At 47.1% G+C, this 25310-nt stretch carries 26 protein-coding genes; 8 read left to right on the top strand and 18 right to left on the bottom strand.

Going from position 1 to position 25310, the window contains the following annotated elements:
* Positions 1 to 50: 50 nt before the first annotated feature.
* The 3 genes from alc to uraH form a co-directional block, all read right to left on the bottom strand.
* Positions 51 to 1061, bottom strand: coding sequence for an allantoicase (gene alc, locus AAKU61_RS06705; RefSeq protein WP_354330702.1), 1011 nt, complete (start codon positions 1059 to 1061; stop codon positions 51 to 53).
* A 172-nt stretch (positions 1062 to 1233) separates the two neighbouring features.
* Positions 1234 to 2460, bottom strand: coding sequence for a urate hydroxylase PuuD (locus tag AAKU61_RS06710; RefSeq protein WP_354330703.1), 1227 nt, complete (start codon positions 2458 to 2460; stop codon positions 1234 to 1236).
* Between the two features lie 124 nt (positions 2461 to 2584).
* Entirely contained in the window at positions 2585 to 2938 is a 354-nt protein-coding gene (gene uraH, locus AAKU61_RS06715) for a hydroxyisourate hydrolase (RefSeq protein WP_354330704.1), read from the bottom strand.
* Positions 2939 to 3442: 504 nt separating this feature from the next.
* Between uraH and AAKU61_RS06720 the strand changes: the two genes are divergently transcribed.
* The 3 genes from AAKU61_RS06720 (at position 3443) to uraD (ending at position 5788) form a co-directional block, all read left to right on the top strand.
* Positions 3443 to 4189 carry a GntR family transcriptional regulator gene (locus AAKU61_RS06720; RefSeq protein ID WP_354330706.1) on the top strand — a complete coding sequence of 249 codons (747 nt, stop codon included), beginning with the start codon at positions 3443 to 3445 and terminating at the stop codon, positions 4187 to 4189.
* A 93-nt stretch (positions 4190 to 4282) separates the two neighbouring features.
* Positions 4283 to 5221 carry an allantoinase PuuE gene (gene puuE, locus AAKU61_RS06725; protein WP_354330708.1) on the top strand — a complete coding sequence of 313 codons (939 nt, stop codon included), beginning with the start codon at positions 4283 to 4285 and terminating at the stop codon, positions 5219 to 5221.
* Between the two features lie 48 nt (positions 5222 to 5269).
* Positions 5270 to 5788, top strand: a complete 519-nt coding sequence (uraD, locus tag AAKU61_RS06730; RefSeq protein ID WP_354330710.1) for a 2-oxo-4-hydroxy-4-carboxy-5-ureidoimidazoline decarboxylase — start codon at positions 5270 to 5272, stop codon at positions 5786 to 5788.
* A gap of 77 nt (positions 5789 to 5865) precedes the next feature.
* On the opposite strand, the gene AAKU61_RS06735 is transcribed toward uraD, so the two are convergent.
* Positions 5866 to 6354 (bottom strand): hypothetical protein, encoded by a 489-nt coding sequence (locus AAKU61_RS06735; protein WP_354330712.1) that lies wholly within the window; start codon positions 6352 to 6354, stop codon positions 5866 to 5868.
* Positions 6355 to 6496: 142 nt separating this feature from the next.
* Complete coding sequence (locus tag AAKU61_RS06740) at positions 6497 to 7000, bottom strand: SRPBCC family protein (protein WP_354330714.1); 504 nt, start codon at positions 6998 to 7000, stop codon at positions 6497 to 6499.
* Positions 7001 to 7243: 243 nt separating this feature from the next.
* On the opposite strand from AAKU61_RS06740, the gene AAKU61_RS06745 reads away from it, so the two are divergent.
* A complete protein-coding gene (locus AAKU61_RS06745) occupies positions 7244 to 7972 on the top strand; it encodes a hypothetical protein (RefSeq protein ID WP_354330716.1) in 729 nt (242 codons plus the stop codon).
* Positions 7973 to 8046: 74 nt separating this feature from the next.
* Here the strand turns inward: AAKU61_RS06745 and AAKU61_RS06750 are convergent, their stop codons facing one another.
* The 10 genes from AAKU61_RS06750 to AAKU61_RS06795 form a co-directional block, all read right to left on the bottom strand.
* Positions 8047 to 8826: a hypothetical protein gene (locus AAKU61_RS06750; RefSeq protein WP_354330718.1), complete on the bottom strand. Its 780-nt coding sequence runs from the start codon at positions 8824 to 8826 to the stop codon at positions 8047 to 8049.
* 494 nt (positions 8827 to 9320) lie between these two features.
* Positions 9321 to 9524 carry a hypothetical protein gene (locus AAKU61_RS06755; protein ID WP_354330720.1) on the bottom strand — a complete coding sequence of 68 codons (204 nt, stop codon included), beginning with the start codon at positions 9522 to 9524 and terminating at the stop codon, positions 9321 to 9323.
* Entirely contained in the window at positions 9521 to 9703 is a 183-nt protein-coding gene (locus AAKU61_RS06760; RefSeq protein WP_354330722.1) for a hypothetical protein, read from the bottom strand. Before AAKU61_RS06760 ends, AAKU61_RS06755 begins: the two co-directional genes overlap by 4 nt.
* A 72-nt stretch (positions 9704 to 9775) precedes the next feature.
* Positions 9776 to 10423, bottom strand: a complete 648-nt coding sequence (locus tag AAKU61_RS06765; protein ID WP_354330724.1) for a hypothetical protein — start codon at positions 10421 to 10423, stop codon at positions 9776 to 9778.
* A complete protein-coding gene (locus AAKU61_RS06770; RefSeq protein ID WP_354330726.1) occupies positions 10392 to 11063 on the bottom strand; it encodes a hypothetical protein in 672 nt (223 codons plus the stop codon). Before AAKU61_RS06770 ends, AAKU61_RS06765 begins: the two co-directional genes overlap by 32 nt.
* A gap of 160 nt (positions 11064 to 11223) precedes the next feature.
* Positions 11224 to 11700 carry a 3'-5' exonuclease family protein gene (locus AAKU61_RS06775; protein WP_354330727.1) on the bottom strand — a complete coding sequence of 159 codons (477 nt, stop codon included), beginning with the start codon at positions 11698 to 11700 and terminating at the stop codon, positions 11224 to 11226.
* A gap of 2 nt (positions 11701 to 11702) precedes the next feature.
* Positions 11703 to 11930 (bottom strand): antitoxin VbhA family protein, encoded by a 228-nt coding sequence (locus AAKU61_RS06780; protein WP_354330729.1) that lies wholly within the window; start codon positions 11928 to 11930, stop codon positions 11703 to 11705.
* A 26-nt stretch (positions 11931 to 11956) separates the two neighbouring features.
* Positions 11957 to 14563: a DEAD/DEAH box helicase family protein gene (locus tag AAKU61_RS06785; RefSeq protein ID WP_354330731.1), complete on the bottom strand. Its 2607-nt coding sequence runs from the start codon at positions 14561 to 14563 to the stop codon at positions 11957 to 11959.
* Entirely contained in the window at positions 14560 to 16623 is a 2064-nt protein-coding gene (locus AAKU61_RS06790) for a DNA methyltransferase (protein WP_354330805.1), read from the bottom strand. The genes AAKU61_RS06785 and AAKU61_RS06790 overlap by 4 nt, the downstream gene beginning before the upstream one ends.
* 68 nt (positions 16624 to 16691) lie before the next feature.
* A complete protein-coding gene (locus AAKU61_RS06795) occupies positions 16692 to 16913 on the bottom strand; it encodes a DUF6471 domain-containing protein (protein WP_354330733.1) in 222 nt (73 codons plus the stop codon).
* A gap of 112 nt (positions 16914 to 17025) precedes the next feature.
* On the opposite strand from AAKU61_RS06795, the gene AAKU61_RS06800 reads away from it, so the two are divergent.
* Positions 17026 to 18048: an IS1595 family transposase gene (locus AAKU61_RS06800; protein ID WP_354330735.1), complete on the top strand. Its 1023-nt coding sequence runs from the start codon at positions 17026 to 17028 to the stop codon at positions 18046 to 18048.
* A gap of 10 nt (positions 18049 to 18058) precedes the next feature.
* Here the strand turns inward: AAKU61_RS06800 and AAKU61_RS06805 are convergent, their stop codons facing one another.
* Positions 18059 to 18493, bottom strand: coding sequence for a hypothetical protein (locus tag AAKU61_RS06805; protein ID WP_354330736.1), 435 nt, complete (start codon positions 18491 to 18493; stop codon positions 18059 to 18061).
* A gap of 46 nt (positions 18494 to 18539) precedes the next feature.
* On the bottom strand, positions 18540 to 19280 hold the full coding sequence (locus tag AAKU61_RS06810; RefSeq protein ID WP_354330738.1) for a hypothetical protein: 741 nt from the start codon (positions 19278 to 19280) through the stop codon (positions 18540 to 18542).
* A gap of 259 nt (positions 19281 to 19539) precedes the next feature.
* On the opposite strand from AAKU61_RS06810, the gene AAKU61_RS06815 reads away from it, so the two are divergent.
* Both AAKU61_RS06815 and AAKU61_RS06820 read left to right on the top strand, forming a co-directional pair.
* On the top strand, positions 19540 to 20046 hold the full coding sequence (locus AAKU61_RS06815; RefSeq protein ID WP_354330740.1) for a (2Fe-2S)-binding protein: 507 nt from the start codon (positions 19540 to 19542) through the stop codon (positions 20044 to 20046).
* Positions 20043 to 22346 (top strand): xanthine dehydrogenase family protein molybdopterin-binding subunit, encoded by a 2304-nt coding sequence (locus AAKU61_RS06820; RefSeq protein WP_354330741.1) that lies wholly within the window; start codon positions 20043 to 20045, stop codon positions 22344 to 22346. Before AAKU61_RS06815 ends, AAKU61_RS06820 begins: the two co-directional genes overlap by 4 nt.
* A gap of 264 nt (positions 22347 to 22610) precedes the next feature.
* Here the strand turns inward: AAKU61_RS06820 and AAKU61_RS06825 are convergent, their stop codons facing one another.
* Positions 22611 to 23723 (bottom strand): NADH:flavin oxidoreductase/NADH oxidase, encoded by a 1113-nt coding sequence (locus tag AAKU61_RS06825; RefSeq protein ID WP_354330742.1) that lies wholly within the window; start codon positions 23721 to 23723, stop codon positions 22611 to 22613.
* 320 nt (positions 23724 to 24043) lie between these two features.
* Between AAKU61_RS06825 and AAKU61_RS06830 the strand changes: the two genes are divergently transcribed.
* Complete coding sequence (locus tag AAKU61_RS06830) at positions 24044 to 25096, top strand: catalase family peroxidase (protein ID WP_354330743.1); 1053 nt, start codon at positions 24044 to 24046, stop codon at positions 25094 to 25096.
* The last annotated feature ends 214 nt before the right edge of the window (positions 25097 to 25310 follow it).

Consider the following 25310-nt stretch of genomic DNA (forward strand, 5'->3'; position numbering starts at 1 on the left):
GATCTAACAAAAAAATGGACGAAAAAAATACAGAGAAAATGTGACGATAATTACGTCAGACGACTCCACAAACGTAGCCGCGACACACCACCGTCCGGCACAATATTAAACCGGATATGCGTAATAGGTCCTAGCGACTTGATCTGGTCGACATAATAATGCTGATGATCCATTTGCAGTTTTTGTTCGCTTAATAGTACCGGCCAGAACATCGCCTGTGTGACCAGAGAAGTATCCGTACCACCAGTCACATGCGCTGCCTGAATTGAGCAGGCATCAGGAAAATTCCCCTTGAAATGGCAGGTATCGACTTCAATTTTTTCTACGATGCCCGGATGCGCCAGCGCGATGATGCACCAGTCATTCCCCGGTTCGCGACGACGACGGGTTTCCCAGCCATCACCCATATTAACTCCACGTCCTGGCATTAACATATTGGATGCCAGACCAAAATGCTGATTGGCTGCAGCGACCACGTAGCCGCCATTTTCAACAGAAATCAGATCGAATAATTGTGTACGGTCTGCTGCGTCCCAATTCGCTTGAGGTTGTCCATACACACGCAATCGGGCAACGCCACCATCGGGATAAATATTCAGTCGCAGGTGGGTAAATGCCTGCGTCGTCTTAATCTCGTGATAGTGATGGCTATTGCCTTGCAAGTTGACCGAGGGCAGAATTTCTTGCCACTCTGTTTGCGCATCTGGCGCACCGTCGGCGACATAAGCGGCTTCCAATGATGCTGCAGGTGGATAGTTGCCAGTAAAGTGACTGGTATCGATATCCACACCCTTGATCACGCCAGCGCGTGCCAGTTTAAGCACACACCAGTCATAACCGCTGACACGCTTGCGACGGGACTCCCAACCATCCATCCATTTGCCGTTGGTGTCGTATTTGCCGACGATAAATACTGCTGGATCGGGATTGAGCATGCGCGACATTTCAGCAAAAAAATCGTCACTACAAGCAAGGGTAGCTGCACCCAGGCGCGGATCGGCGAGATTAGGGTAGCGGCGCGTAAAGTCGGGAGCATTTGCATCGAGTTGAATGATGGCCATGGGATTCTCTTCTCTTAAGTGTTTTTAGGATTTACGCAACATTGTCCCAGCAAGGCGTAGCGACGAAGACAGTACTTTAGTACGGCGAGTCGCTGCAACGCAGCTGGGGCATTTTTGCGTAAGTCCTAGTTTTAATAAATAGGGTTATTGTTTGATCGCATGAAGTTGATCGTCACTTCGCGCCGTTTTCAACCCAGTGCGCAATCGTCGCGCGCTCGGCATCGGTGATATTAGTGATGTTCCCCATCGGCATAATCTTCTGTTGCACCACTTGCTGATAAATCAGTTGCGCCTTGCCTTTGATTTGGGCCGGATCATCCAGCATCAGTCCTTTCGGCGCCACCGCCATCAGACTAGGTTTAGCTGCATGGCATTGGATACAGCGTAACTGTACGATCTGCTGAACCTGTGCAAACTCTGTATCGACTTTGGCACTCGATGCAGGCTCTGATGCCGTCGCAGCTGACGATGTCGATGCAGCCGTCAAAGTAGCAGGTTTTGGCGCAATCCATGCTGCGACTGCCGCCAAGATGACAATCGCTGCAACAGGAAATACATAGTTGGTATTGCCCTTATGCCGCAGAATAAAAAACTGACGTATCAACACGGCTGCAGCCATGATCAACACCAGCACCAGCCAATTATGCTCGCTGGCATAGGTCATGCTGTAATGGTTGGACAACATCGCAAACAAGACAGGTAGGGTGAAGTAGGTATTGTGGACGCTGCGTTGTTTGCCGCGCTGACCGTAGATTGGATTAACCGGTTCTCCGGCGCGCATCGCCGCAATCACTTTGCGCTGCCCGGGAATGATCACAAAAAATACATTCGCACTCATGATCGTGGCAATCATGGCACCGATGATCAGGAAGGCAGCACGGCCAGAAAATAAATGACACGCACCCCATGAAGCAGCAACTACATACGCCGCTACTAGCACCGATAATAGACGAGTATTTTTACTTAACGCCCGGCACAGCAAGTCATACACGATCCAACCTAAGACCAGAAATCCCAGCGCTAAAACTACCGCTATCGTTGGCGTCAGATCAGCAACCCGAGTATCAATCAGATAGGTTTTTGCATTGAATAAATACAGCAGCGAAAATAAGCTAAAACCCGATAACCAAGTGCTATACGACTCCCAATAAAACCAGTGTAAATCGTCGACCAGTTTGGGTGGTGTACCGGTATATTTTTGCGGATTATAAAAACCGCCACCGTGTACTGCCCACAACTCACCGCCGACACCTTGTTTTTTTAATTGCTCATCCACCGGCGGTTTTAAACTATTGTCCAGCCAGACAAAATAAAACGACGAGCCTATCCATGCGATCGCGACGATCACATGCAGCCAGCGCAGCAGCAGATTGGCCCACTCTAATAAATATGCTTCCATGCTTTTTTGCTTCCCTTATTTGAATCTTGAGTGAGTTCAGTCTAAATATGCAAATTGAGGCGGTTCAATTTACTCCGGGCAAATTTAGTTTCGTCGCCTCAAATTATTGCCGCAAATCCTAGGCTCAACTACCGCGATAAGTAGAATAACTCCATGGCGTCACCACCAGCGGAACGTGATAATGCTGCTGCGGATGTGCGACGCCAAAGCGCAATGTCACTACGCCAAGGAAGCTGGGCTCTGGCAAGTTGACGCCCATTTTTTGGAAGTAACTGCCGACATCAAAATCGATCTCATACACACCGGTATTGAGCGCATCGCTTTCCAGCAAAGGCTGATCACAGCGACCGTCGGCATTGGTCTGCACGGAACAAACCGCGATCCGTTGTCCGTCTTTGATTTGATAGAGTTGAACGGCAACGCCCTGACCGGGTTTGCCATGTGCAGTGTCTAGTACGTGGGTAGTTATACGTCCCATGATGTGTCCCATCCTGATTCCTTCACGATTAAAACACTAGCTTTGGGGGCGCTCTTGCTGGTTGAAGCAGACCTGAAAATTGAGCTAAAAATTGGCCTGAAAACGAGCTGAAACTGATGAGCGACATTCTATTATCGAAGTGTCGGGATGGCGACTGATTTTATTGCTCTTTATTATCGATGGTGCCAGCTAATAGAGAGAATAAAAATGCGGATCGCCTGAAAATATTGACAACAAAAAAATACAATATTGTAGACAATAGTAGGGAGGTAATTTCTGACTGTCAAACAGATTTTAAAATAAATGCCGGATTGTGCTGGTTCTTTTGGCAATGTAATTGGGTTTTAATCACTTCGCCCATCCATTCCAGCCATTGCGGATACTGATGAGTCGTTGATGAATTACTGAAATTCAGCACCCAACTCTTTTTGTCATTAAAAATCGCTTGTAATTGTCGACAATCTATATTTTAATGAACCGATCATCCAGATCCTAAGTAAAACCATGAACGACACTCTCAAGCTTGCCGTACTAGAAGGCAAGTCAGCCACAACGGATCAGTCAGCGGAAGAACGTATGTACCGCGAGATCTACGACGCCATTATGGAACACCGTTTGCCTGCCAAAACCAAATTGGCAGAACAATCTTTGGCTGAGATTTATCAACTCGCTCGCCACGGTGTACGCAAAGTTTTAGGTCAGTTAGCTGCCGATGGTCTGGTTGATCTGGAGCCTAACCGTGGTGCGTTTATCGCTAGTCCCAGCGAGCAAGAGGCGCAAGACATGTTTGAATTACGCCAGAGTCTGGAGCAATTGGTGCTAGAAAAAATTGTGCAGTCGACCACCCACGACAAAGCCACACAATTAACAGCGCTGCGCGAGATGGTGGAGCGCGAGCGTACCGCGTATATGCAGGGCGACCGCTCACTTTGGATCCGGTTGTCGGCGGACTTTCATATCGAATTAGCGAAACTGAGTGGTAACCAGTTATTGGTCGACATGCTGCGCCGCCTGGTTTCACGCACCACATTATTAATCTCCAGCTTAGAGGCATCTGGCGCACCTGCCAGCGCACAACCCTGCTCCTTTGATGAACATTTAAATGTGATCACGGCGCTGGAACAAAAAGATCGTACAACCGCCTTGCATGCCATGGCACACCATCTGGAGCAATGTGCTTGCCGGACCCAAAAGAAAGCGGATAAAGGCTTTGATCTGCGCGCTGCCTTAGGAAAATCTCGCTCTGCATAGAAATATACTCGTGGTAAGTATATTTTAATCGTCCAAATAATCATTGGACAATAGGGCATATTTTATAAAAATAATTGGGGAGTATATTAAAAAATGAGTGAGAGCACCTATCCACGCGACCTAATCGGCTACGGCCGTCACGTGCCTCATGCGCAATGGCCACAGCAAGCGCGGATTGCTGTCCAGTTTGTGCTGAATTATGAAGAGGGCGGCGAAAATTGTGTACTGCATGGTGATCCTACCTCGGAACAATTTTTATCCGAAATCGTTGGCGCAGCAGCCTATGAAGCGCGGCATATGTCGATGGAATCGATCTACGAATACGGTTCCCGCGCCGGCGTCTGGCGTATTTTGCGCGAGTTCGAACAACGTAAGTTGCCGTTCACCGTATTTGGTATCGCGATGGCATTGCAACGCCATCCTGACGTGACCCAAGCTTTTGGTGAGCTGGGTCATGAGATTGCTTGTCACGGTTTGCGCTGGATTCATTATCAGCATATGGAAGAAGCCAAAGAGCGTGAGCACATGCAACAGGCAGTCGAGATTATGCGCACGCTGACGGGCAGCGCGCCGCTGGGTTGGTACACCGGACGCGATTCCCCGAATACGCGCAAGTTGGTGGTAGAGCACGGTGGCTTTGCCTATGACTCGGATTATTACGGCGATGATTTGCCGTTCTGGACCGATGTCACCGTCTCCGATGGCAGTAGCAAACCGCATCTTGTCGTGCCGTACACCCTCGACAGTAATGACATGCGTTTCGCCACGCCACAGGGGTTTAATACCAGCGATCATTTCTATCAATATTTGAAAGATAGCTTTGACGTGCTGTACGCCGAAGGTGATCCTTATGGCCTCAATGCACCAAAGATGCTGTCGATCGGTATGCACTGCCGCTTGCTTGGTCGTCCCGGACGCTTCCGCGCCTTACAGCGATTTTTAGATTATGTGCAGATGCATGACAAGGTGTGGATTTGCCGCCGTATTGATATCGCCCAGCATTGGATGGCACAGCATCCGTATCAGAAATAAACGAAAATTTAAGAAGTAAACAAGAAATAACCCTAAATTGTGACCACCATGACCACAACAATCTCACTAGCAGAACTAAACCATATGGACCGCGCCGAATTTATCCGGCTGCTCGGCGGTATCTTTGAGCACTCGCCCTGGGTGGCAGAGAGAGCTGAGCCGCATCGCCCGTTTGCCTCAATCAATGATTTGCAAAGCGGCATGGCAGACGCTGTACGCAGCGCGGAGTTCGGTATGCAATTAGCCTTGATTCGCGCCCATCCAGAGCTGGCTGGCAAAGCTGCAGTGCGAGGCGAACTCACTGCAGAATCAACCCGGGAGCAAAGCGGCGCGGGCTTAAATCAATGCAGTGCTGAAGAATTTGACCAGCTGCAAACATTGAATAACGCGTACAACGGAAAATTTGGTTTCCCGTTTGTGATCGCAGTGCGGGGACACGACCGGCAAAGTATCATCGCGCATTTTACGCGTCGCTTAGCCTCAGATCAGACCACCGAAATGCAAGAATGTCTGGAGCAGATTATTCGTATCGGTGGTTTTCGTTTAGCGGATATGGTGGCTGCTTAGGCAGTCGATTAGGTAGTTGTGCGCAGTTGATTATACAGTTGATTAATTGCGCCCTCAGGCTCAAGCTGAGCGTCTGATTAATCAGGCTTACGAAATTCGTTTTCTATCCAGGTTGTTGCGCTGGCTTTGGTCAACTTAAATGTCGGCGCAACACGCACTTTGGCGAGTTCAGTATTGTCCGCATCATGTGCGCTCAGCATCGCGTAGGGATCGTCGTCATTCGGCACGATATCCAGACTAATTTTAAAGTCAGCCGTGTCGGTGCTGACCATCAGACTCTTGTGCAAAATGGCATGTAATTGTTGCTCGTGACGGCGAATGACTTCGGATGCAGTTTTTACCAACGTCCCAAATGCATTCGCATCCAGTGGCTTAGGATTTTTTTTATCGCGTCCCATAGTCCAAGGGCCTACCAGCGCAGGTTCTGGTTCACCATCTTTGATCATCGCCACCGCCCAACCTTCGTCATCCTCATTCTTGATTACGCGCGCAGTCCAGCCCTTATCACGCCACAGCCGCGGCTCTTGGGTTTTGCTATCGCTATCTTGGTTTATTTCGTCAGACATAGTAGGTATCGGTCGTATTTGAAGCATAGGTGAATGGCATTTGAACCATCGCATTTAATCCATTCGATTTAAAACAGCGGACATGCCGGTGAATCAAAGCTAGGGAGCGTATGCTAGCCGATTTTGCTTCGTCGCGTGAAGCTTAAATCCGCTTCATCGCAGCCACCAGCTGATCCAGCGCTTTGCCCCATCCTTCGTGGAATCCCATTGCCTCGTGCGCCTTGCGATCTTGTTCATCCTTGTGAAGGGCGATAGCGGTGTACTTTGTCCCGGTGCCGTGTGGCTCAAGCAGGATGATGGCGGTCATCGCCGGGCTGGGCGCTGAGACCAGTGGTCGAAACCCCGGTCCGATAGCGCTGGTCCATACCAGCTTTTTGTTTTCGATTATTTCGAGGTAACAACCCACATTAGGGAATGACTGACCTTCGGGAGATTGCATCTCTGTTTTGAAGGCACCACCGGGACGCAGATCAATTTCACATGCAATGGTTTTCCACGGCACCGGTGTGAACCATTGCGTAATCATCGCCGGGTCGGTCCATGCGCGCCAGACCAGTTCGGGCGGTATGTCAATAACACGTTCCAGTATCAGATCAAGTGCCGGATCAAGTTTAGGATGGGATAAATATTGGGAAGGGGAGTTCATGATCCTGGTGCTCCTGTTTAGATGACTATTGGGGTGGGGGGTATCGACTTTTGTTATGATAATTTTGTATTTTGATTGTACAGCTAGAAGTTCTGGATTTTAGTAGTCCAATCATTCTGCGGCTTACAGGCCAAAAAGACTTGGAGAGGCGCACTTTAACTGGACATCTATAATTTAAATTTGCCATGATTTTTACAGTATGCTGTTTACTTGATTTACACAAACAACCATCCGGGCGTCCTCATGTTGAAGCGTTTAGCAATGGCACTAAGTATTTTGATGACTTGTGGAACGGTAATGGCGGAGCCGGGTTACTACTTCGTGTCGGTGTACGACAACAAAGATCAGAAGTCAGTTGATTTCCGTTATTGGACGACGAACTTTCCCGGACGGGGACAAACGATCTGGCCCGAGCTGGGTTTTGGTTATGGCGTGACGTCACGCTGGTACACCGAGGTTTATGCCAGCTATATCGGCAGATCAAGATCCGATTTAAAGCTCGATAGCTGGAACTGGCAAAACGATTATCTGCTGACGCAAGGGCAGTATCCGGTTGATGTTGCCCTGCATACCAATTTGACTCGCGGGCATGATACTGACGAAGGCTACACATTAGAGCTGGGCCCCGCAATGCAAACCGATTTTGGGCGCTTGCAAGTAAACGGAAATGTGTTTTTAGAGCGGACTTACCGTTCGGTGGATGGCGGCGCAACGCAGATGAAATATCAGTGGCAAACCAAATACCGCTGGAAGCCGATGTTGGAATTAGGCGTGCAGGGCTTTGGTGAATTAGGCGACTGGGACCATTGGGCATCCCGCGATCAGCAATCCCATCGCGCTGGACCAGCGCTATTTGGCAGCGTGCCCGTGGGTAGAGAATCCAGCATTAAATATCAGGCCGCATATTTGATCGGATCGATTTACGGACGTCACGGTTATATGTTCACATCTCGCATCCAGTACATATTTTGAGGCACCGAGGGCGTATCGGATTACATACTTCTTGGAATCGTAATACCGCAGGACTGGTTTGGAGCCAGTCGGATTTAAAACGGCACACTCACAATCGCCTTTAGCAGCCAACGGTCGGACACTGTCGTTAGACCGCGCCCGATACCCAAATTCAGATCCCAGCCTTTGATACTGGTATCGATGACGGCATAGATGGTCTGGCTCTGTTGATTGAGCTGCCCAAGATGCCGGACTGCGCCTATTTCGTTATAGCTCTCTACACCAATATCAAAACCCTGATCGGTTTTATATGCAATTTTAGAATCGATTTCTAGGCTGGTCGGGCTGGGCGCTGGACCTGAAATTTTCCAGTCGATGTTCGCATTTGCCGCTAGTGTCCACCGATCTTTACGATAACCAAAAATACCTTTTAGCTCTGCATTCCAGGGATTCTGGTCGATATGTTGATTCACTCGACCGACTTCCAGATTTGCACCGTAGAAAAAAGGGGATGTTGCATCTTTATCGACCAGATACTTCATGCGGAGTTTTTCGCCATCGACATTCGAGCCGCCATGGGCGTCCCGCGATGTCAAAATATATGCACCTAATTCCCAATTTTTAGTCAGTCCGTAAGAAAATTCTGGCGTCAGTCTAAACACATGGCGTGGCGGCTGTGCGCCTGAATAATCGGGTGTGCCATTTCCCGAGATCACATAGTTGTTATGCAGATCCAATCCAAACTCGTGCGGATTATTGATCTCATCCATATAGACCTGGATTTCTTCCGGTGCAGCGTTGGCTGTCGGGGGAACAGCAGCCAAAAAAGCGCTGCTAAGCAGGGGGAGTAACAAGCTGTAGTGACTGAGTCTCATCGAACTTTTCCAGGTTGCAATCGTAAAGATATTCTTACTATGTAGAGCATTATTTGATGGCTGGCATCTATTGTAGAGGTAGATTGGAGAAGAGTTTTGCTGGCCTTTTTGCAATCTTTTTCGCATTGTTCTTCCCTTGATAACAAGCTTTTTTGCGTCTACATAGTATTTCGAAGAAGGTCTGTATCTTCGTTGTTGACATAGTAGTTAGCCGTCGTATGAAAATATTCCGATGAAGATTATTGTTCGTCTCTACTGTGGCGCATGTGTTGCTGCTTGGTCGGTCCACGTATAGTTATCAATCAGCATCTGATTAAAATCACTTCTCAGTTGTTTGTCTGCACTAATTACTGAAGAAATCGGATTTATGCGGAATTATGTAGCAACCGCACAAGCTTAATAATCAATGACTTAGGATGTTTTTCTGCGCTAGAGTCACCACCATGCGCTGCGCCGCTCAATATCGCCAGAACAAAAACCAGCTTATTTTTGAATTAAAAAAGACGTTCTGCAATTGCTTTGCGAACTTCCTCGGTCGTCGCCATTTCCTTCACCCCCTGCTGCATTCGATTGGTCCACGCTTCGATTTCTGAATCAAGGGGATTGACTTGCGGCCTGTCCATAGGTGTATTCAGAAATCCGCCCGAAGTCACGTTGTTGGTTGAGGTGCCTTGTGAGGCGGTGTTTGATCTTTTCATGACGGATGATTGGGTAACTGTTTTTTGGACTCTATCTGATCCACACGCCGCTTCACTTCTTTTAGCGACTCTTCAAAACTGCCAGTAAATGCTTGATTCCATCGTTTTATTGATATTCCCAAAACTAATGAATCGTCAGTCAAAACGCCAGGTGATTGAAATCTGCGTATTGTAGTCATGGTATTTCCTCACAATATTGTTAACCCGGATTCTGGCCTTTGCTCTGGTCGAGGTTTTGCATTCATTTAGCGCTAGGGTACATCCGGTAATGGCGGACAAGTTAATTGCGTGTCATACCCTAAATAGTAATAGCCTGACCATATCAAATTACTCTTGTATGCCAAGCCACTCCATACGGTAAATTGTACTCCTTCGGCAGTAGAGCAATAATTGAAGGTGTTTTTCCGCCCGTTGCCGCTCAAGTCCAATAATTGTTTTTCGCTAATGGCAATATCTTTACCACTTTTGATGATGCCAATTCCAAGTTCAATAGTTTTTTTTGAAGAGACTGTATAAAAATTTGTGCCGCCTTTGAGGTTGATTACTCTACGGTCGGCAAGCAAGGCATGGCACTCGCTACCGTCAGTTGTTTTTTGAATGATTTTTGCATGAATTATTTTTTGCTTATTTTCCAAGCCGACGATGATCAGTGTCGTGCCGCTGACGATGTCGGCGTTTTTAACCGCAAAACAATGACCATCCAGCCAGCCAATTAAATTCTCCTGGATGATTTTATTCTTTACTTCTTGGGCATGTATTGTTGCGGTGCTGCCAGCAGCATATACGATGAATAATAGAGCCCGAAAAAATATACGGACTAGGGTTTTCTTTTTGGCGGCGACGAAAATATTCACAATGACATTCACTTTATAGTCCATCAAACGACCAATGTGGCGCATCGTTTTTCAGCTTCTTTACGCCGTAGGAAGCACCTATCGAATGCAAAACTGTATTTGCATTTGCGTTGGCCATATACGTCACCGAAACTTCTGTGTTGTCTTTTTTCTTGACTTTGATTTGCCCTGTCCAGGTAATGTCAACATCAATTGCCTTGCCTTCGATATGATTGCTGGTTAACGATGGTGCGAGAATACTTTTTGGCGGAACAGCCAAGCCGAAACCGGCTACCATTTCATGCGCTCCGGCCTTGCTCTTTTTAAGGTCGCCATGATCCCATTCTATATCGACATCCTGCATCTTGGTTGCGTCGGATGGCTTACATTTGCCCAGATATATTTTCCAGCACCAATGAAAAAGGTAGGCTCGCTTAGCGCTTCGCTGCGTCGTTGAAACATCCAGCGATGCACCGGCATCGGTCAAGGCTTTAAAGAATGCATTAACATTGGTTTTAAATGAGGCCTCCAGATCGATGATGTTGGTACTGTTTTTAGCATTATCGTCGGCCCAAGTAACCCAATATTTTCCACTTTTTGTCTTCTCTCCGGTGGATGACGACGATGTCATCCCCAGAAAGCAATAATCCCGGCGTGACAAGTACGGCGGTAGCATGGTCAGCGGTCCCGGCAAGGGAGAGCGCATTTGACACATTGTGCCTTCGTCTATGTCTTCACTTGTTGTGGAACAGAGCGGACCTGGGATTCGATATCCAACCATGTGGGTAATTCTCCGTTTATTTGATGAATGGATGATTGAATTTTACTGTAAGCGAAGGCTGTTGCACACCCAATAAGCGCTACTCTCACTGCGTTGTATCCATCTCGGCTTTTTTTCTATTAAATGCGTGGCAGTTGGCTTTGGCATCATGCAGTGCATGATGATCCTTGATGCGATTGTCGATAAAGTACATCTGTAATGCAACTTGATCGAGATACCTGTAAATGTTTTTGCCGCGCAGCCATGCCGGAATTTTGTAGTCCATCGCGTGACAAAACAAGCGCCAGTCACCTACATAATCAAAACAAATGATCGGCGCTTGCTGGGCTAACTGCTCAAGCCACACCCTCAAGCGGACTTGCAATTCGACCACCGAACATTGCGCCTCCGGCACCTTGCCAAGCTGTGGCAAGACCGTCGCCAATACAAAATCATTACACTTGCTTTGATCAACTGGCAGTTCGGCATAAAATTCATGCTGGCCGCACTCAGACACCAAGCCGATACTGATCAATTCCGCATTCTTGAAATCAGTGAATTCGGTGTCGATAAAAATTAGCATGGTCAGTGCGCGTCTTTCGGTGTTTTAATATCCTGACCTTCCGTGCGCTGTGCGTTACGTGCGAATGCCGCATTCCAATCCAGCATGTCCTCTATCGTGATGTCGCCCACGATGAACTTGCGCTGTAGTTCCAGCAGTTGGGCATTCGGCACGAAGCCAGACAACCGCATGTTAGCGTTCGCCTGATCGACGCTATGCTGGCGCTGTTCCTTGGTTGTTGGGTTAATCATGCGAGTCGCAGTACGGTAACCACGCTTTATATAAGTTCCTCAAACGCCTCTTCAAACTCAGGTACACGTTCAATGCTGTTATAGAACGGCATGCCCCACACAACGTATGTCTTGTTTGAAAATAACTGTTCCAAATCATAATTGGCTTTGATGCTGGTAAGGAATCGTTCTTTCCATTCATCAGCTTTAAGCAAGTGCGCGCCCTTTGGCTCAATAAATACTTGGTAATGCATAGTATCAACTTTTTCTTTACCGATTAGGTATAGAATAAAATCTGGCTCCATGGCTCTACCATCGTCAATAGCATAAATTTTGAAATGTTTTTCGTTACGTATCAGGTATGCCTCAGAATATTTTCTTTTAAGCTCCTTGTAGCGCTTGTCAATGTATTGAATCAGTAGCTTCTCTTCGGATGTGCCGAAACAATCATCAAAAGCAAACCATGCTCTGGTAGTAAGATCGAGGTGATATGCAGTTTCAGCGGCATCGTTCATTGAGCGACCAAATTCCTTGTCTCCGCCATCATCAAGCATGAAATTCAATGTCTTATCAGTGAAGACGGATCGCATCATTTGGGGAGTAAATTTCTTACTGCCTTTGTATTCCACTTTATCAGATGCAATTACATCAGCGATTGAGGTCAATATCTGTATTGTTGAGTCCAGTTTTTCATCCGGGCTGAGATTTTCTACTTGCTCTGCTAAGCCCGACACTTCTACCTTGACTTGCCCAAGGTAGTGTTCTGACGTGATGAATTCACGGATAGATTTCAGATTCGGTAAATATTGCTTGAGGTTAGAAAATTCGTAGAACTCCAATCGTTGTATCGCCTTACGAACAATCGTTTCTCCAAAATCTGCAATGTGATAATCCCTGCTCGTTTTATCGGCACCCTTGTCTCCACCTTGGATTTCAAAGGCAACAGTGCTTTTAGTGTAGCCAGTACGTAGAGAAATTTTATGCGTCTGTTTTATGATGCTGCTATCAAGTCCTTTGATGTCTTCCCGGTTGTATTTAATCCGTTCATTCAAAAAAATATGTCCAGCTTTGTATAGTGAGGTATTCAAGAAAGACTTTTTTAAACGGACTTTTCGCTCTCTAGTTTCCTTCGCCTTCATGCCGATTTCTTGAAGTGCTGTATTGAGTTCCTGAATGTACTTTGGGTTGTAAGCACTATGATAGAAAAGCTCTTCACAAATTCGAAGTTCATTCTCTAAGTCTGAATCGAATTTCCGTTCATACAATGGCTGTTCTGAGGAAAGTTGGAAGGGGCAGTATCGCGCGCCACGTCCGATCAACTGAGCTTCGCTCATGGTTGTCTTGCCGACTTTTCCATCTTTGCTATCCCGAGTATCGTAGAGCCTTACGATGTCGAAGAGGTTGAGGACATCCCATCCTTCGTTAAGCTTGTCTACGGCAAAGACGGCACGATACTCATTGCTTTCCAGGGAGTTCACTGCGATTTGCTTGGCTTCGCTTTCTTCTTTGCTGTTGACTGATATAAGTTTCTCATCAGAGAAATCCTCTTGCAATTCTGCAATCAGGTTTATCAAGCTGATGTTGTTGGCATCAAGGTAGTCAAATATTTTAAGGATCGTTGGCTCACTGCTTCGTTTTTTGATGGCCGCAAGCGTCGCCGGTTTAAGCTTCTTGATACCATCCTTGAACTCTTCAAAGAAAGCCTTACTGAGGTTGATGGTCTTCGACTTAAAGAGAATCACTGGTTTGATGTGCTGCTTGTTTTTTTCAAAAATCTTTCTGCGATACTGACTGAGCAGAACTGCTTGAATCGCACGATCAAACGGCGGCAGGTCTGCCTGCAATACTTTAACTTCCTTGGAATAGCCGTCTTTTCGAAAGTTTTTGAGTGGGTAATGAAAAAGTAATTTAGGTTTGTATTTCGCACTCAGATTTTCATCGCTAAAATCCACGGTTGCAGTGAACTCCAACAAGACATTCTGTGGGTTAGCACGAAAAATTCGTTCAACGGTGCCTTCCCATGACATCACCTCAAACAATACGTCTTGATCGGTTTCTTTCCCCTTCTTGGTATCGGCATTGATGTGGTGTGCCTCGTCAGAAATCAGCACGATTTTTTGATCTTCGAAATCGTCATAAGTGATGCTGTTCTCTCTCGGAACATTCAAAGACAGGTGCAGACCTTGTATGGTTGAGAATACGATGTTGATGTCATCCGTGTTTACGGATTGGAAGTTTTGCACTTCTCGAATATCAACCCGCTTGTCACCAAAACTAATAGTGTCGTCAAACAGATATTTTTTTGATTGGGTATTGAGAAAATTGTCTTTTGTTTTTTCTATGATGTTGCTGTTGTTGACGAAGAACAGAAAATTCCTGTATCCCTTTTCATAAAGGTAGGAAATCAGCCCCGCCATCATCAATGTCTTGCCGCTGCCAGTCGCCATGTGCAACAACAATTGATGGTTCTGCCGTGGCTTTCCATCGAAGGCTTCCTGCCAGTAGTTCACGAAAAACTTGAAAGCTTTTTCTTGGTATGGGCGTACCGGGAATGCAGGATTCAGGTTGCTAGTGATAGATGCGGGCAACTGGGTATTCTCAATATATCGTTTCCCAAGTTCCTCAGTGAGCATCTGGTAAAGTTCAATGGTCATGCTTTCCCCAACTTGAAGAACTGACTGTTGAACGCTTTATCCGACTTGCTGATTCCGTAGGATTTATCATCAATTTCACTGAGGGGAACGTATAGTAGATTTTTGTCCATTACATCCATGAGAAATTGCTTTTTGTGTCTTATGGACAGGGCTTGAAAGTCATCTTTTTTGTCGTCGATCAATTTGACGTTTACTTTGTAAGACAAGAAGGCCTTGTCCTGCATGTCTAGCCATATTGCGATAAGTTCGTCGTCAGTGTCGGCAGCTTGCACGCTTTCCACATAAGTCTGATTGGCTTTGGCAAGTTCGCAATAAAGAAATTCACCTCCGCCCTGCCACTCAACTAACTTTGAAATACCGGTATTGTCCCCATCCACTACATTCATTAAGCGTTTCTTGGTAATGGTGTCGATGTAATCCATTTGCTCGATACCGATATATCGCCGCCCCATTTTGTGAGCAACCGCACATGTGGAACCAGATCCCACAAAAAAATCAACCACAAGATCATTTGGCCGGGTTGCCAGTTCCAGTATTTTTGAAAGCCACACTTCAGGCTTCTTGCCATTTCGGAAATCGACACCGCCTTCATGACGACAGTTGCCAAAACTTTCGGCCATCTGATAAAAATTAGGAATCGGCAGAAATTTTGTTTTGCTTCCGCCGTCACCTCGTCTATGTTTTGGCATACCTTGATAATATTTCCCCTTCGTCGCATTCGGGCGTTTCGGACCTGTGAAGTATCGATGGGACAATCCATCGTCTCCAATTCCTGGTACTTTATAGAGCGATCCGAGACCATCCATTTCGGATCGGCCCTCAAGGTAATCACGAAAGAAACGTCCTGAGCTATTACCATCAAGAATTTTGCCGCTTGCCCAGATCTCTTTTAAACCATCTTCGGAGGCGAGTGCTTTATGAATTTCATATGTCCCCTGCTTAAAGACATGAACCTTCCGTCCGCCAAGTTCAATCTCTTTAGGCTTGCCTGTCTCCACAATCTCCCAACAAAAATCAGCCTTGGAATATTCTTCCTGCTGCTTATTGAGTGTGCTCAGCGCGGAACGCCCGTACACAAGTGTTGTCTCAATAAGTTTTTGAAAATTCATATCTTCGACAAGAGTTTTGCCTTCAAAACGCACTTGAACATACATGTTGATAATCGCATTTTCCTTGCCGAAAACCTCGTCACATAAAACCTTCAGGTACGGAGCCTCTGTGTCATCAATCTGAACAAAAATAAGCCCGTCCATACGCAATAAATGCTTTGCAATTTCTAGGCGGTTTTTCATAAACGTCAGCCATGTTGAATGATTAAAGCTGTCGTTATACTTGAAGCTATCTGTATCTGTGTTGTATGGGGGATCGATATAAATTAATTTTACTTTCCCCTCATGCGTTTTCTTGATTGTATGGAGAGCCAGTAGGTTGTTACCTTTGATTAGCAAGTTGTCTTCGCCTGAGATACTGCCTACTGATACTTCACCATCTTCGCTGTATCGCTTCCAATTTAAGAGAGCTTTGGGCGAAAGAAGTCTGTCTATCTGATCAGGTGCAAGCACCTCATTCCAGAAGACTTCATTTCTTTTGGAATCATCTTTGTCTTGTCCACCTTCAAGCACGCAATCCTTATAAGGCCAAGCAAGAACAACCTCTTTCGAATTGCTTAGGTATTCGTCGTCAGAAACCAAACCAATTTTATTTTTGAATGCGGTATAGCTATCTGGTAAAAATTGTTTGTTGCTGACTAACCGCTGAAATTTAATTTTGTCAAAAACAAAAATGTCGCCGACAACTGAAAAAAAGTGGTGCCTCAGGTTTTCACTATCGAGCAATAGTTTTAGGAGTAGGGGATCAAGATTCAGAGCAAGCTCTGTGATTTTATTTTTACTGAGTCGTCCTTCAGAAACTAAACGATCATCAGGCAATAAAACCTCAAGCAGTTCTTCAATCAGATTGAGATTGTTTTTCGGCTTGGCTTGGCTTGGCTTGGCTTGGCTTGGCTTGGCTTGGCTTGGCTTGGCTTGGCTTGGCTTGGCTTTCAAATTATTTTTCGGCATTTTCACTTTTCAAGTTTTATTTCACTTAGATGCGATTTTATTTATATATGAGTAAATCAGCACGCTGTTTAGTCGTTAAGCCGGATAGTATTGCACCCCAAGACATCAAGGCACTGAATTAAAAATACCGCAGAAAATTTACCGCGACTGATCTTATTTGCGATGTTCTCCGGCGTTTCTGCAACGCCTATCTCAGCCAATTTGTCAGTCAGCTCCTGATATGTCACTTCACGGCGTTTGAGTTCTGCCTTGAGCAGACCCTTCACTCGGCTTTCCCAATCCTGCTCCATCGTAGTTTCCCATATTTAATGATTTATATCATCATACACGATAGATTTGTATTGACAAAATAAATCAAATAGATCATCATATACAGTATGTTAATCACTATGGATGATGTTTATGACCCAACATTTTCTTCTTTCAGCAAAAGCCCGCACCCTGTCGGTACGCCGCGTCTTCGAGATGAACGACGAGCAGACATTTAAGGTATTTAAGAAATTGCGCTGGGGCGACAGCAAAGCCGTCACTTGCCCTGCCTGCGGTGTCGTCCATGAACACTATTTCATCGCCACCCGCCGCCAGTGGCGTTGTGTGGACTGCAATCACACATTTAGCGTGACCAGCGGCACGATCTTTGCATTTCACAAGTTGCCACTCAAGATGTACCTGGCGGCGATTGCAATCTACACCAATGCGGTCAAAGGTATTTCAGCTTTGCAAATGGGAAGAGATTTAGATGTGCAATACAAAACTGCCTTCGTGCTGACCCATAAAATCCGTGAGTCCTTGATGGAACAGCGCGACACTTCGCCACTCACAGGCGAGATCCACATGGACGGTGCCTACGTCAACGGGCATGTTCGCCCAAAGAATAAGAAGGAAGATCGAGTTGATCGCCGCCTGGTCGAGAATCAAAAGCCCGACAAGCGCTGTGTGTTCGTGATGCGTCAGAAGGTCAGCATCATTGGCGATACGATCCAGGGCGCAAACAAAACCATTTCATTTGTGATTAAGGCAGAGAACCAAGCTGATGTCGGTAAGCTGGCTGATTTGTATGTACAGAAGGGTTCTGTGATTTGCGCAGATGAATCCACGGCCTACGATGGCCTGCATGCTAAATTTGATACGCGCCGTGTCAACCATGCCGTTGAATACCGTAGCGATGCCGGAACCACGAACAATCTGGCAGAATCTTATTTCTCGCGTTTCCGCCGCATGCAGTACGGTCAATGCCACAAGTTCGGTAATCTGTACCTGAACAACTATGCGAATGAGGCGGCGTACCGCGAAGACACTCGCCGCATGAGTAATGGCGATATTTTCGATGACATTTGCACGAAGTGTGCTGCGACACCGACCAGCCGGGACTGGTGCGGATATTGGCAGGGCAATAAGCGCGTAGCCGAACTGTTGGCGGCTTGAATCAACCGGTTCAGATAATCACCCATTTCATCGCGCCGTGTTCGTCATTGGCCTCTACCTGTTCAAGCAATTGACCGTCCTGGCGATGCAGTACGGCGATGACGTTCTTTTGAATTCGTGCGATTAACTCTGCACTGGATGCAATACCTTTGCGTTTGAGTAGGCGGTCGGTGATTTCACGGCTATTCAACGGCTTGCCAGCTTCGCGCATGGCGTCTAGCACCATACGCTGCGCTTCTCCCTTCGCGAAATACTGATTGCGCTTGTTCGTGCGCTTGGCTTTGACGGTGCGCAGGTCAAATTCTGGCGCGAATAGCTTGATGCTGCCATCGAGGTGCGATAATGCGCCTTGCAACCGGATGATTTCTGTTTTGAATGAGGCGATTTGTCCAGCGACTTCGGCCCGCTTGGAGACTAGCCCGGATACAACCATTGATTCTGCCATTTGACGCTCCTAGAAAATGATGATTTACTAGAGCGATTGTAGGTTTTTAACTCAGGAAAAGCTTTGTGCGGTTGCTACATAATTCCGGATTTATGCGTATATTTGTATCTGTGCGAAGACGGATTCCATCATGGATCAGATAATTTAGATGACAAGTATCAGCAGGTACATAATCACAATAAAGTATAAAAGGATGTCCATCTGGTGTTGTATAGATAGCCTCATCGGCCTTATAAATTCCTGTTATTAATGCACGCCGTGGAGAAAGGTCAAAAACGTGGCAAACTAAAAAGTCTTTTGTTTCTCGTCCGCAAATCGACTCTCCCCCGCGTTTATTAGTTACTATCTTTTCTAGCTCCCGCTCATAGTTAAGCGCGTAAGAATTATCAACATCTTGGTACAACCCTCCAAGCCCGGAAACACCTACAGAGGAAATTTGGATGGGGAAATCAAAACACCCTTCTGGTTCGCTCGGGTTGGGCGGAACAGGTAAGTCAGCGGCATTTTCTTTTTGTATTAAATGTATGAATTGAAAACTAAAAAGATCCTCTATTTTGATTCCTAAAACAGTGCGATCAAACGCCAGATAAATTTTTCCATCGCCACCTCCGCTGCAAGTCTTAGGATCATATGAAACTTTTTGATATGCAGCTTTTCTTTTTTGATCTTCCAAATAAGCTACGCGTTTTTGTTCAGCTTGTTTTTCCTTTTCGGCGTTATAAACCCACAAAACCCCGAACAAAATAAGAATGACAAGCACCACCCGTTTGCTATTTTTTTTCAACATATTGTAGATTTAGTTCTTCAAGTGAGAACACGGTTAGTAGCGTATGTTTAGTTGTTACGCAGTTAAAAATCGTGAGAATAGCTTGATTGCCTAGCCGTCACCACAAAGAATTAAGGTTCTCAGATATATCACTATTCTGAGGAAGTGATGAGTAAGCCGGTTGCCAATGTAACCGATTGTATCGCTGGTATGGAGTGCCGCAGAAATAAAAGATAGATTGCGTTAGGATACCTATTTCCCTCCTCAAGCCGCCACTGCCATGAGCAAATATACCCTGAACATCAACGGCCAAGCCCGACCTGTCGAGCTGGAACCTGACACACCCTTATTATGGGCTTTACGCGATAGTCTGGATTTGCCGGGCACCAAATATGGTTGCGGCATGGGACTATGCGGCGCGTGTACGGTACATATTGACGGCGTGCCGACACGATCTTGTGTGACACCGGTGTCGACGCTAGGACATAAAAAAGTCACCACGATCGAAGGCTTGGATGCCAAAGCCATGCACCCTTTACAGCAGGCATGGCAAGAGCTGGATGTGCCGCAATGTGGTTACTGTCAGGCGGGACAAATCATGACCGCTGCGGCCTTGCTGAAACAGCATCCGCAACCTAGCGATGCAGACATTGATAGTGCGATGACAGGCAATTTATGTCGCTGCGCTACCTACGTCAGAATCAGAGCGGGCATTCACCGCGCGGCAGAGATATCTGCTAACTCTTCTACTGCATCAGTGGCCAAAAAAGAGAAAGTCAGCAAATGAAAACCGCGACATCACAGCCAATCACAAATACTGCCAACCCAGACGATCTGGAACTGAACGGACGTCGTCGGTTTTTACGTAATTCCATGATCGCCAGCGGCGGTCTGATGCTGGGGTTTTACTGGAATCAGTCCAACAGCGCAGAAGGCAAAGTTGCCAAGCCTGATGCACTCGCATCGGCAGATTCAGCGGCGGATTTTGTCCCTAATGCATTCATCCGCATCGCGCCCGATGGTGTGGTGACATTGATTTCTAAACAGCCGGAGATCGGTCAGGGGATTAAGACTTCCTTACCGATGGTAATCGCTGAAGAGTTGGAAGTGAATTGGAAAGATGTGCGCATTGTGCAGGGCGATCTGAACCCGGCGTATGGCAGTCAAGGTGCAGGTGGTTCTACCTCCACTCCGACTAATTACACGGAATTCCATCGGTTAGGTGCGACCGCTCGCACCATGCTGGTGTCCGCCGCGGCGCTGACCTGGGGCGTACCTGCCAGTGAATGCACGGCGGAAAATAGTATGGTCACGCATGGTCCCAGCAAACGCCAGCTTGGCTATGGCGCACTGGTGGCGAAGGCCGCCACGCTGCCAGTACCCGATGCGAAGCAAGTGGTTTTAAAAGACCCGGCAAAATTTAAATTATTAGGCACCCGGATTGGCGGTGTCGATAACGGTGCCGTGGTCAGCGGCAAGCCTTTGTTCGGGATTGATGTCAAGTTGCCTGGCATGGTGTACGCCGTGTTTGTAAAGTGTCCCGTGTTTGGTGGCAAAGTCGTCAGCGCCAATCTGGATGCTGTCAAATTATTGCCCGGTATCCGCGATGTGTTTGTGGTGGAAGGCAGCGGCAGCGTCAACGCCTTGTTACCTGGCGTTGCGATTATTGCGACATCCACCTGGGCTGCGTTCAGCGCACGCAAGCAGCTAAAAGTGGTGTGGGATGAAGGTAAGTTCGCCAGCCAAAGTTGGGACGGTTTTGTCGCCGAATCCAAAACACTCTCTAAGCAAGCTGGCGCAAGCACTCTACGCAAAGACGGCGATACACCTGCAGCCTTAAAAGTGGCGGCGAAAACGGTGGAAGCAGCGTATCAATACCCGTTTATCTCGCATGCCAGCATGGAGCCGCAAAATTGCACTGCGTGGTTTAAGCCTGCTGACGGTAGTTTGGAATTATGGGCGCCGACCCAAAATCCGGCATCGGGCCAAAATTTGGTGGCGACTACGCTGAATATTCCCAAAGAAAAAATTAGCTTACACCTCACCCGCAGTGGCGGTGGGTTTGGACGTCGCCTGAGTTCGGACTATGTGGTCGAAGCCGCTGCGATTGCACTCAAAGTGCGAGCCCCGGTCAAACTGACCTGGTCGCGTGAGGATGATTTGCAGCATGATCATTTTCGCGCTGGCGGTTTCCATTTTTTACGTGGTGGGCTGGATGCAAAAGGCAAGCTGGTCGCCTGGCACAATCACTTTGTGACTTTTGCCAATCGTGTCACTCGGGACGGTGCCAGCGTATTGCAACCTGGTAGCGGTGGTAGTTTGAGCGGTGATGAGTTCCCCGGGCGCTGGGTAGAAAACTGTCTTTTGGAACAAACCGCGATTGAATGCGGTATTCCCATGGGACCGTGGCGCGCACCCGGCAGCAATGTGTTTGCCTGGGTTTTCCACAGTTTTATTGACGAGCTGGCGCATGCTGCTGGCCGTGATCCGGTCGCGTTTCGTTTAGAGATTTTGGGAGATAAAGAAATTGTCCCCGGTACTGGCGAGCGCGGTCAGCCGTATAACGTAGGACGCATGAAGCGCGTGCTGCAAGAAGTCGCGGACAAATCCGGCTGGGGCAAAAAAACCTTTGCACGTGGTCAGGGGCAGGGCATCGCCTTCCACTTCAGCCATCGCGGTTACATCGCAGAAGTTGCTGAAGTAACGGTATCAAAACAAGGCGAATTGAAAGTTGACCGGGTTGTTGTCGTGTCAGATATTGGTGCACAAATCGTCAACCTGAGCGGTGCAGAAAGTCAGGTACAAGGCTCAGTGATTGACGGTTTGAGCACGCTGATGTATCCCGAACTGAACATCGAAAAAGGTCGCATTGTACAAAGCAATTTCCACGAATATCCCTTACTAAGGATCGCCACAACGCCGCCAAAAATTGAGGTTCATTTTTTAAAAACCGACTTCCCAGTCACCGGTTTAGGTGAGCCCGCTTTTCCACCATTAGCTCCGGCAGTGTGCAATGCAATTTTTGCCGCTACTGGCAAGCGAGTACGTCAATTGCCTTTGAGTCGGGTGGATTTGAGCTGGAGTTAAGCATAACTTGATATGAATACTCTGGTAGGGTATTTTTAATCGTCCAGAGAATCATTGGGTAATCAGGGTTTTTTTGGATATTCAAGGGGGAGTATATTGATTCTTGCTGTCTTGCAGGCAGTTTTTGTTAGTCGTTAAGCCTGTACTTTGCTAGCTTCACGCTTCCTCTCCCGCTAGCGGGAGAGGAAAGTAATACTAAATTCTTGCGTAACGCAGGAGATATTTTTTGCGGTGTTACTAGCTGTTCCTAGCTATTCTAAACTGTTAACGCGATCCAATTTTGACATCGCCAAACAAGCTATTCAGCCCCCTTGGTTGTGAGCGCCAGTATTGTTTTGGCGCTTCTACTTGGGCGCCTAATTCTGCTGCAGCATGCCAAGGCCAGTGTGGGTCAAACAGCATGCCGCGTGCTAATGCCACCATGTCTGCCTGACCTTCGGCTACAATCGCTTCGGCATTTTTTGCGTCAGTAATCAGGCCGACTGCGATGGTAGGCAGGCCGGTTTCTTTGCGCATTTTTTCTGCCATCGGTACTTGGTAATTGTCACCCAGCGGGATTTTTTGTAATGGTGAGATACCTCCGCTGGAGACATGTACAAAGTCGCATCCCAGCTTTTTCAGCGCATTGCCAAACACCACGCTCTGATCGATATCCCAACCGCCTTCAAGCCAATCTGTGCCGGAGATTCTGATCCCAACTGGCATGCTCGCTGGCACCGCTGCGCGAATGGCTGCAAACACTTCCAGCGGGAAACGCATTCTGTTTTCTAGCGTGCCACCGTATTCGTCAGTACGATGGTTAGCAACAGGCGATAAAAATTCGTGCAGCAAATAGCCATGTGCCGCATGCACCTCAATTGCATCCAGCCCCAGATTGTGTGAGCGCTTGGCGGCGGCAACAAAATTTTGGATGATACGTTGCATGCCTGCTTTATCTAGCGCAATTGGCAATGCTTCTCCTACATTTTGCGGGATTGCCGACGGTGCAAAAGTCGCCCAGCCACCGTCCGCCTCGGATATCAACTGGCCACCATCCCACGGTGTATGACTAGAGGCTTTGCGACCTGCGTGCGCGAGCTGGATCGCTACCGGCATATTGGAATAGGTACGAATGGCATGAATCACTTTTTTCAGCGCTGCCTCATTGCTATCGGACCACAAACCCAAATCTTCTGGCGTAATGCGACCTTCGGGTTCGACTGCCGTCGCTTCGATAATCAGCAAGCCTGCACCAGATAAAGCCATGCTACCCAAATGGATCATATGCCAGTCGGTGGCGTCACCATTCTTCGCTGAGTATTGGCACATCGGTGCAATCACGATACGATTTTTTAATGTTAAGGAACCGACAGAAAAAGCGGAAAAAAGTTGGGACATGGAGTGACTCCGTCTAGATAGTTTGCAGTGCAGGATGTTGATGTAACTCATCAGCGGAGTTAGGTAAATTTCCGTTCGCATCGCCATTGATGCTGACAAGCTTATTTGAGTATCGCGCAAATTATAAAGTGATATTGCAAAGTGCATTGGACGCACGACTTTTAGCTGCTCAGCGCAATTCTGGAATCTAGTCCAAAATAATGCGAACATTAAATCTCAAGCTCCACACAGAAGTTTTGTGCCCAATTTTTAACTCCATACTTGCCGTTCCCGCCAGCCAAATTTATACCCACTTTCATTAATCAAGAAAAGGAAAAATCATGCCAGCATTATTGAGATCGACTTCATTTTCTATCACCGCAATGACGCTTGCTGTAATAGCACTGACTACGTTAAGCAGTTACACCAGCGCGAACGCACAAACAGCCGCCGCACCTGATGCATCCTCAAATAAACCGGTAACAGAACAAATCGTCGATTCTCTAACCAAGCTGGCAGGAGGTCCGCATGCGGGTTATCGCGCCAACCATGCAAAAGGGATTGTCACTATTGGTGAATTTGTGCCAGCGCCAAGCGCCGCCAGCATCACCAAAGCGGCGCACTTACAACGCACCGCCAGCAAAGTCACAGTGCGTTTTTCTAATGCGTCTGGCGTACCAAATATTCCGGATGCCAATGGCAACGGCTTCCCTAAAGGTATGGCAATCCGGTTTGATTTGCCCAAGGGTGTCAGCACAGATATGGTGGTGATTTCTACTAATGGTTTTCCTGTCGGTACGCCGGAGGATTTTTTGACTTTCCTTAAGGCGATAGAGGCCAGCGGACCCGGTGTTGCCAAGCCAACGCTAGTAGAAAATTTCTTGGCAACACACCCTGCAACGCTTAAGTTTGTCACCATGCCTAAGCCCGCTCCGGTCAGCTTTGCGACCCAGGCTTTTTACGGTGTCAATGCATTTAAATTTACCAATGCAAAAGGGGAAAGTCATTTCGGTCGTTACCGAATAGAACCACTTGCAGGGCAACAATTTTTGAGTGCGGAAGAGACAGAAAAAGCGACACCAAATTACTTGATGGATGAGCTGCCAGTCAGGTTAAAAAAAGAGCCAGTCAAGTTCCGTATTTCTGTTCAGCTGGCAGAAAAAGATGATGCCATTAATGACGGTACTCAAGTCTGGCCAGACACCAGAAAAATCGTCGAGTTAGGTACGCTGACTTTGCGTTCGGTACACGCAGATGGAAGCAAATTTGAAAAAGGCACGATGTTCAATCCACTCACTTTACTGGATGGGATTGCACCATCTGATGATCCGATTTTGTTGGCAAGACCTGCGGCTTACGCTGTTAGTTTTGGCCGACGTTTGAGTAATCCATAAGTAATTCATAATCCGCAACCAAGATTATGAATCGGATATGAAAATGACTAGCTATTTCGCTAGCGTAGCCTTGTTTTAAGTACTAGATTAGGTTTCTAACCTATAGGTTTTACGATAAACAGAAACACCCGCCGCAGAGAAGTAAAGTTGGTATTTGCGTTGTCTACGGCGAGTTATTTTCTTAAATTTACGTAAATTATCGTAAAGAATTGTT

The organism is Undibacterium sp. GrIS 1.2, assembly GCF_040544435.1.
Lineage (GTDB): Bacteria > Pseudomonadota > Gammaproteobacteria > Burkholderiales > Burkholderiaceae_D > Undibacterium.

Coding starts and splice junctions, on each gene's coding strand:
- alc (WP_354330702.1), bottom strand. CDS start 1,061: ATGGCCATCATTCAACTCGATGCAAATGCTCCCGACTTTACGCGCCGC.
- AAKU61_RS06710 (WP_354330703.1), bottom strand. CDS start 2,460: ATGGAAGCATATTTATTAGAGTGGGCCAATCTGCTGCTGCGCTGGCTG.
- uraH (WP_354330704.1), bottom strand. CDS start 2,938: ATGGGACGTATAACTACCCACGTACTAGACACTGCACATGGCAAACCC.
- AAKU61_RS06720 (WP_354330706.1), top strand. CDS start 3,443: ATGAACGACACTCTCAAGCTTGCCGTACTAGAAGGCAAGTCAGCCACA.
- puuE (WP_354330708.1), top strand. CDS start 4,283: ATGAGTGAGAGCACCTATCCACGCGACCTAATCGGCTACGGCCGTCAC.
- uraD (WP_354330710.1), top strand. CDS start 5,270: ATGACCACAACAATCTCACTAGCAGAACTAAACCATATGGACCGCGCC.
- AAKU61_RS06735 (WP_354330712.1), bottom strand. CDS start 6,354: ATGTCTGACGAAATAAACCAAGATAGCGATAGCAAAACCCAAGAGCCG.
- AAKU61_RS06740 (WP_354330714.1), bottom strand. CDS start 7,000: ATGAACTCCCCTTCCCAATATTTATCCCATCCTAAACTTGATCCGGCA.
- AAKU61_RS06745 (WP_354330716.1), top strand. CDS start 7,244: ATGTTGAAGCGTTTAGCAATGGCACTAAGTATTTTGATGACTTGTGGA.
- AAKU61_RS06750 (WP_354330718.1), bottom strand. CDS start 8,826: ATGAGACTCAGTCACTACAGCTTGTTACTCCCCCTGCTTAGCAGCGCT.
- AAKU61_RS06755 (WP_354330720.1), bottom strand. CDS start 9,524: ATGAAAAGATCAAACACCGCCTCACAAGGCACCTCAACCAACAACGTG.
- AAKU61_RS06760 (WP_354330722.1), bottom strand. CDS start 9,703: ATGACTACAATACGCAGATTTCAATCACCTGGCGTTTTGACTGACGAT.
- AAKU61_RS06765 (WP_354330724.1), bottom strand. CDS start 10,423: ATGCGCCACATTGGTCGTTTGATGGACTATAAAGTGAATGTCATTGTG.
- AAKU61_RS06770 (WP_354330726.1), bottom strand. CDS start 11,063: ATGCGCTCTCCCTTGCCGGGACCGCTGACCATGCTACCGCCGTACTTG.
- AAKU61_RS06775 (WP_354330727.1), bottom strand. CDS start 11,700: ATGCTAATTTTTATCGACACCGAATTCACTGATTTCAAGAATGCGGAA.
- AAKU61_RS06780 (WP_354330729.1), bottom strand. CDS start 11,930: ATGATTAACCCAACAACCAAGGAACAGCGCCAGCATAGCGTCGATCAG.
- AAKU61_RS06785 (WP_354330731.1), bottom strand. CDS start 14,563: ATGACCATTGAACTTTACCAGATGCTCACTGAGGAACTTGGGAAACGA.
- AAKU61_RS06790 (WP_354330805.1), bottom strand. CDS start 16,623: ATGCCGAAAAATAATTTGAAAGCCAAGCCAAGCCAAGCCAAGCCAAGC.
- AAKU61_RS06795 (WP_354330733.1), bottom strand. CDS start 16,913: ATGGAGCAGGATTGGGAAAGCCGAGTGAAGGGTCTGCTCAAGGCAGAA.
- AAKU61_RS06800 (WP_354330735.1), top strand. CDS start 17,026: ATGACCCAACATTTTCTTCTTTCAGCAAAAGCCCGCACCCTGTCGGTA.
- AAKU61_RS06805 (WP_354330736.1), bottom strand. CDS start 18,493: ATGGCAGAATCAATGGTTGTATCCGGGCTAGTCTCCAAGCGGGCCGAA.
- AAKU61_RS06810 (WP_354330738.1), bottom strand. CDS start 19,280: ATGTTGAAAAAAAATAGCAAACGGGTGGTGCTTGTCATTCTTATTTTG.
- AAKU61_RS06815 (WP_354330740.1), top strand. CDS start 19,540: ATGAGCAAATATACCCTGAACATCAACGGCCAAGCCCGACCTGTCGAG.
- AAKU61_RS06820 (WP_354330741.1), top strand. CDS start 20,043: ATGAAAACCGCGACATCACAGCCAATCACAAATACTGCCAACCCAGAC.
- AAKU61_RS06825 (WP_354330742.1), bottom strand. CDS start 23,723: ATGTCCCAACTTTTTTCCGCTTTTTCTGTCGGTTCCTTAACATTAAAA.
- AAKU61_RS06830 (WP_354330743.1), top strand. CDS start 24,044: ATGCCAGCATTATTGAGATCGACTTCATTTTCTATCACCGCAATGACG.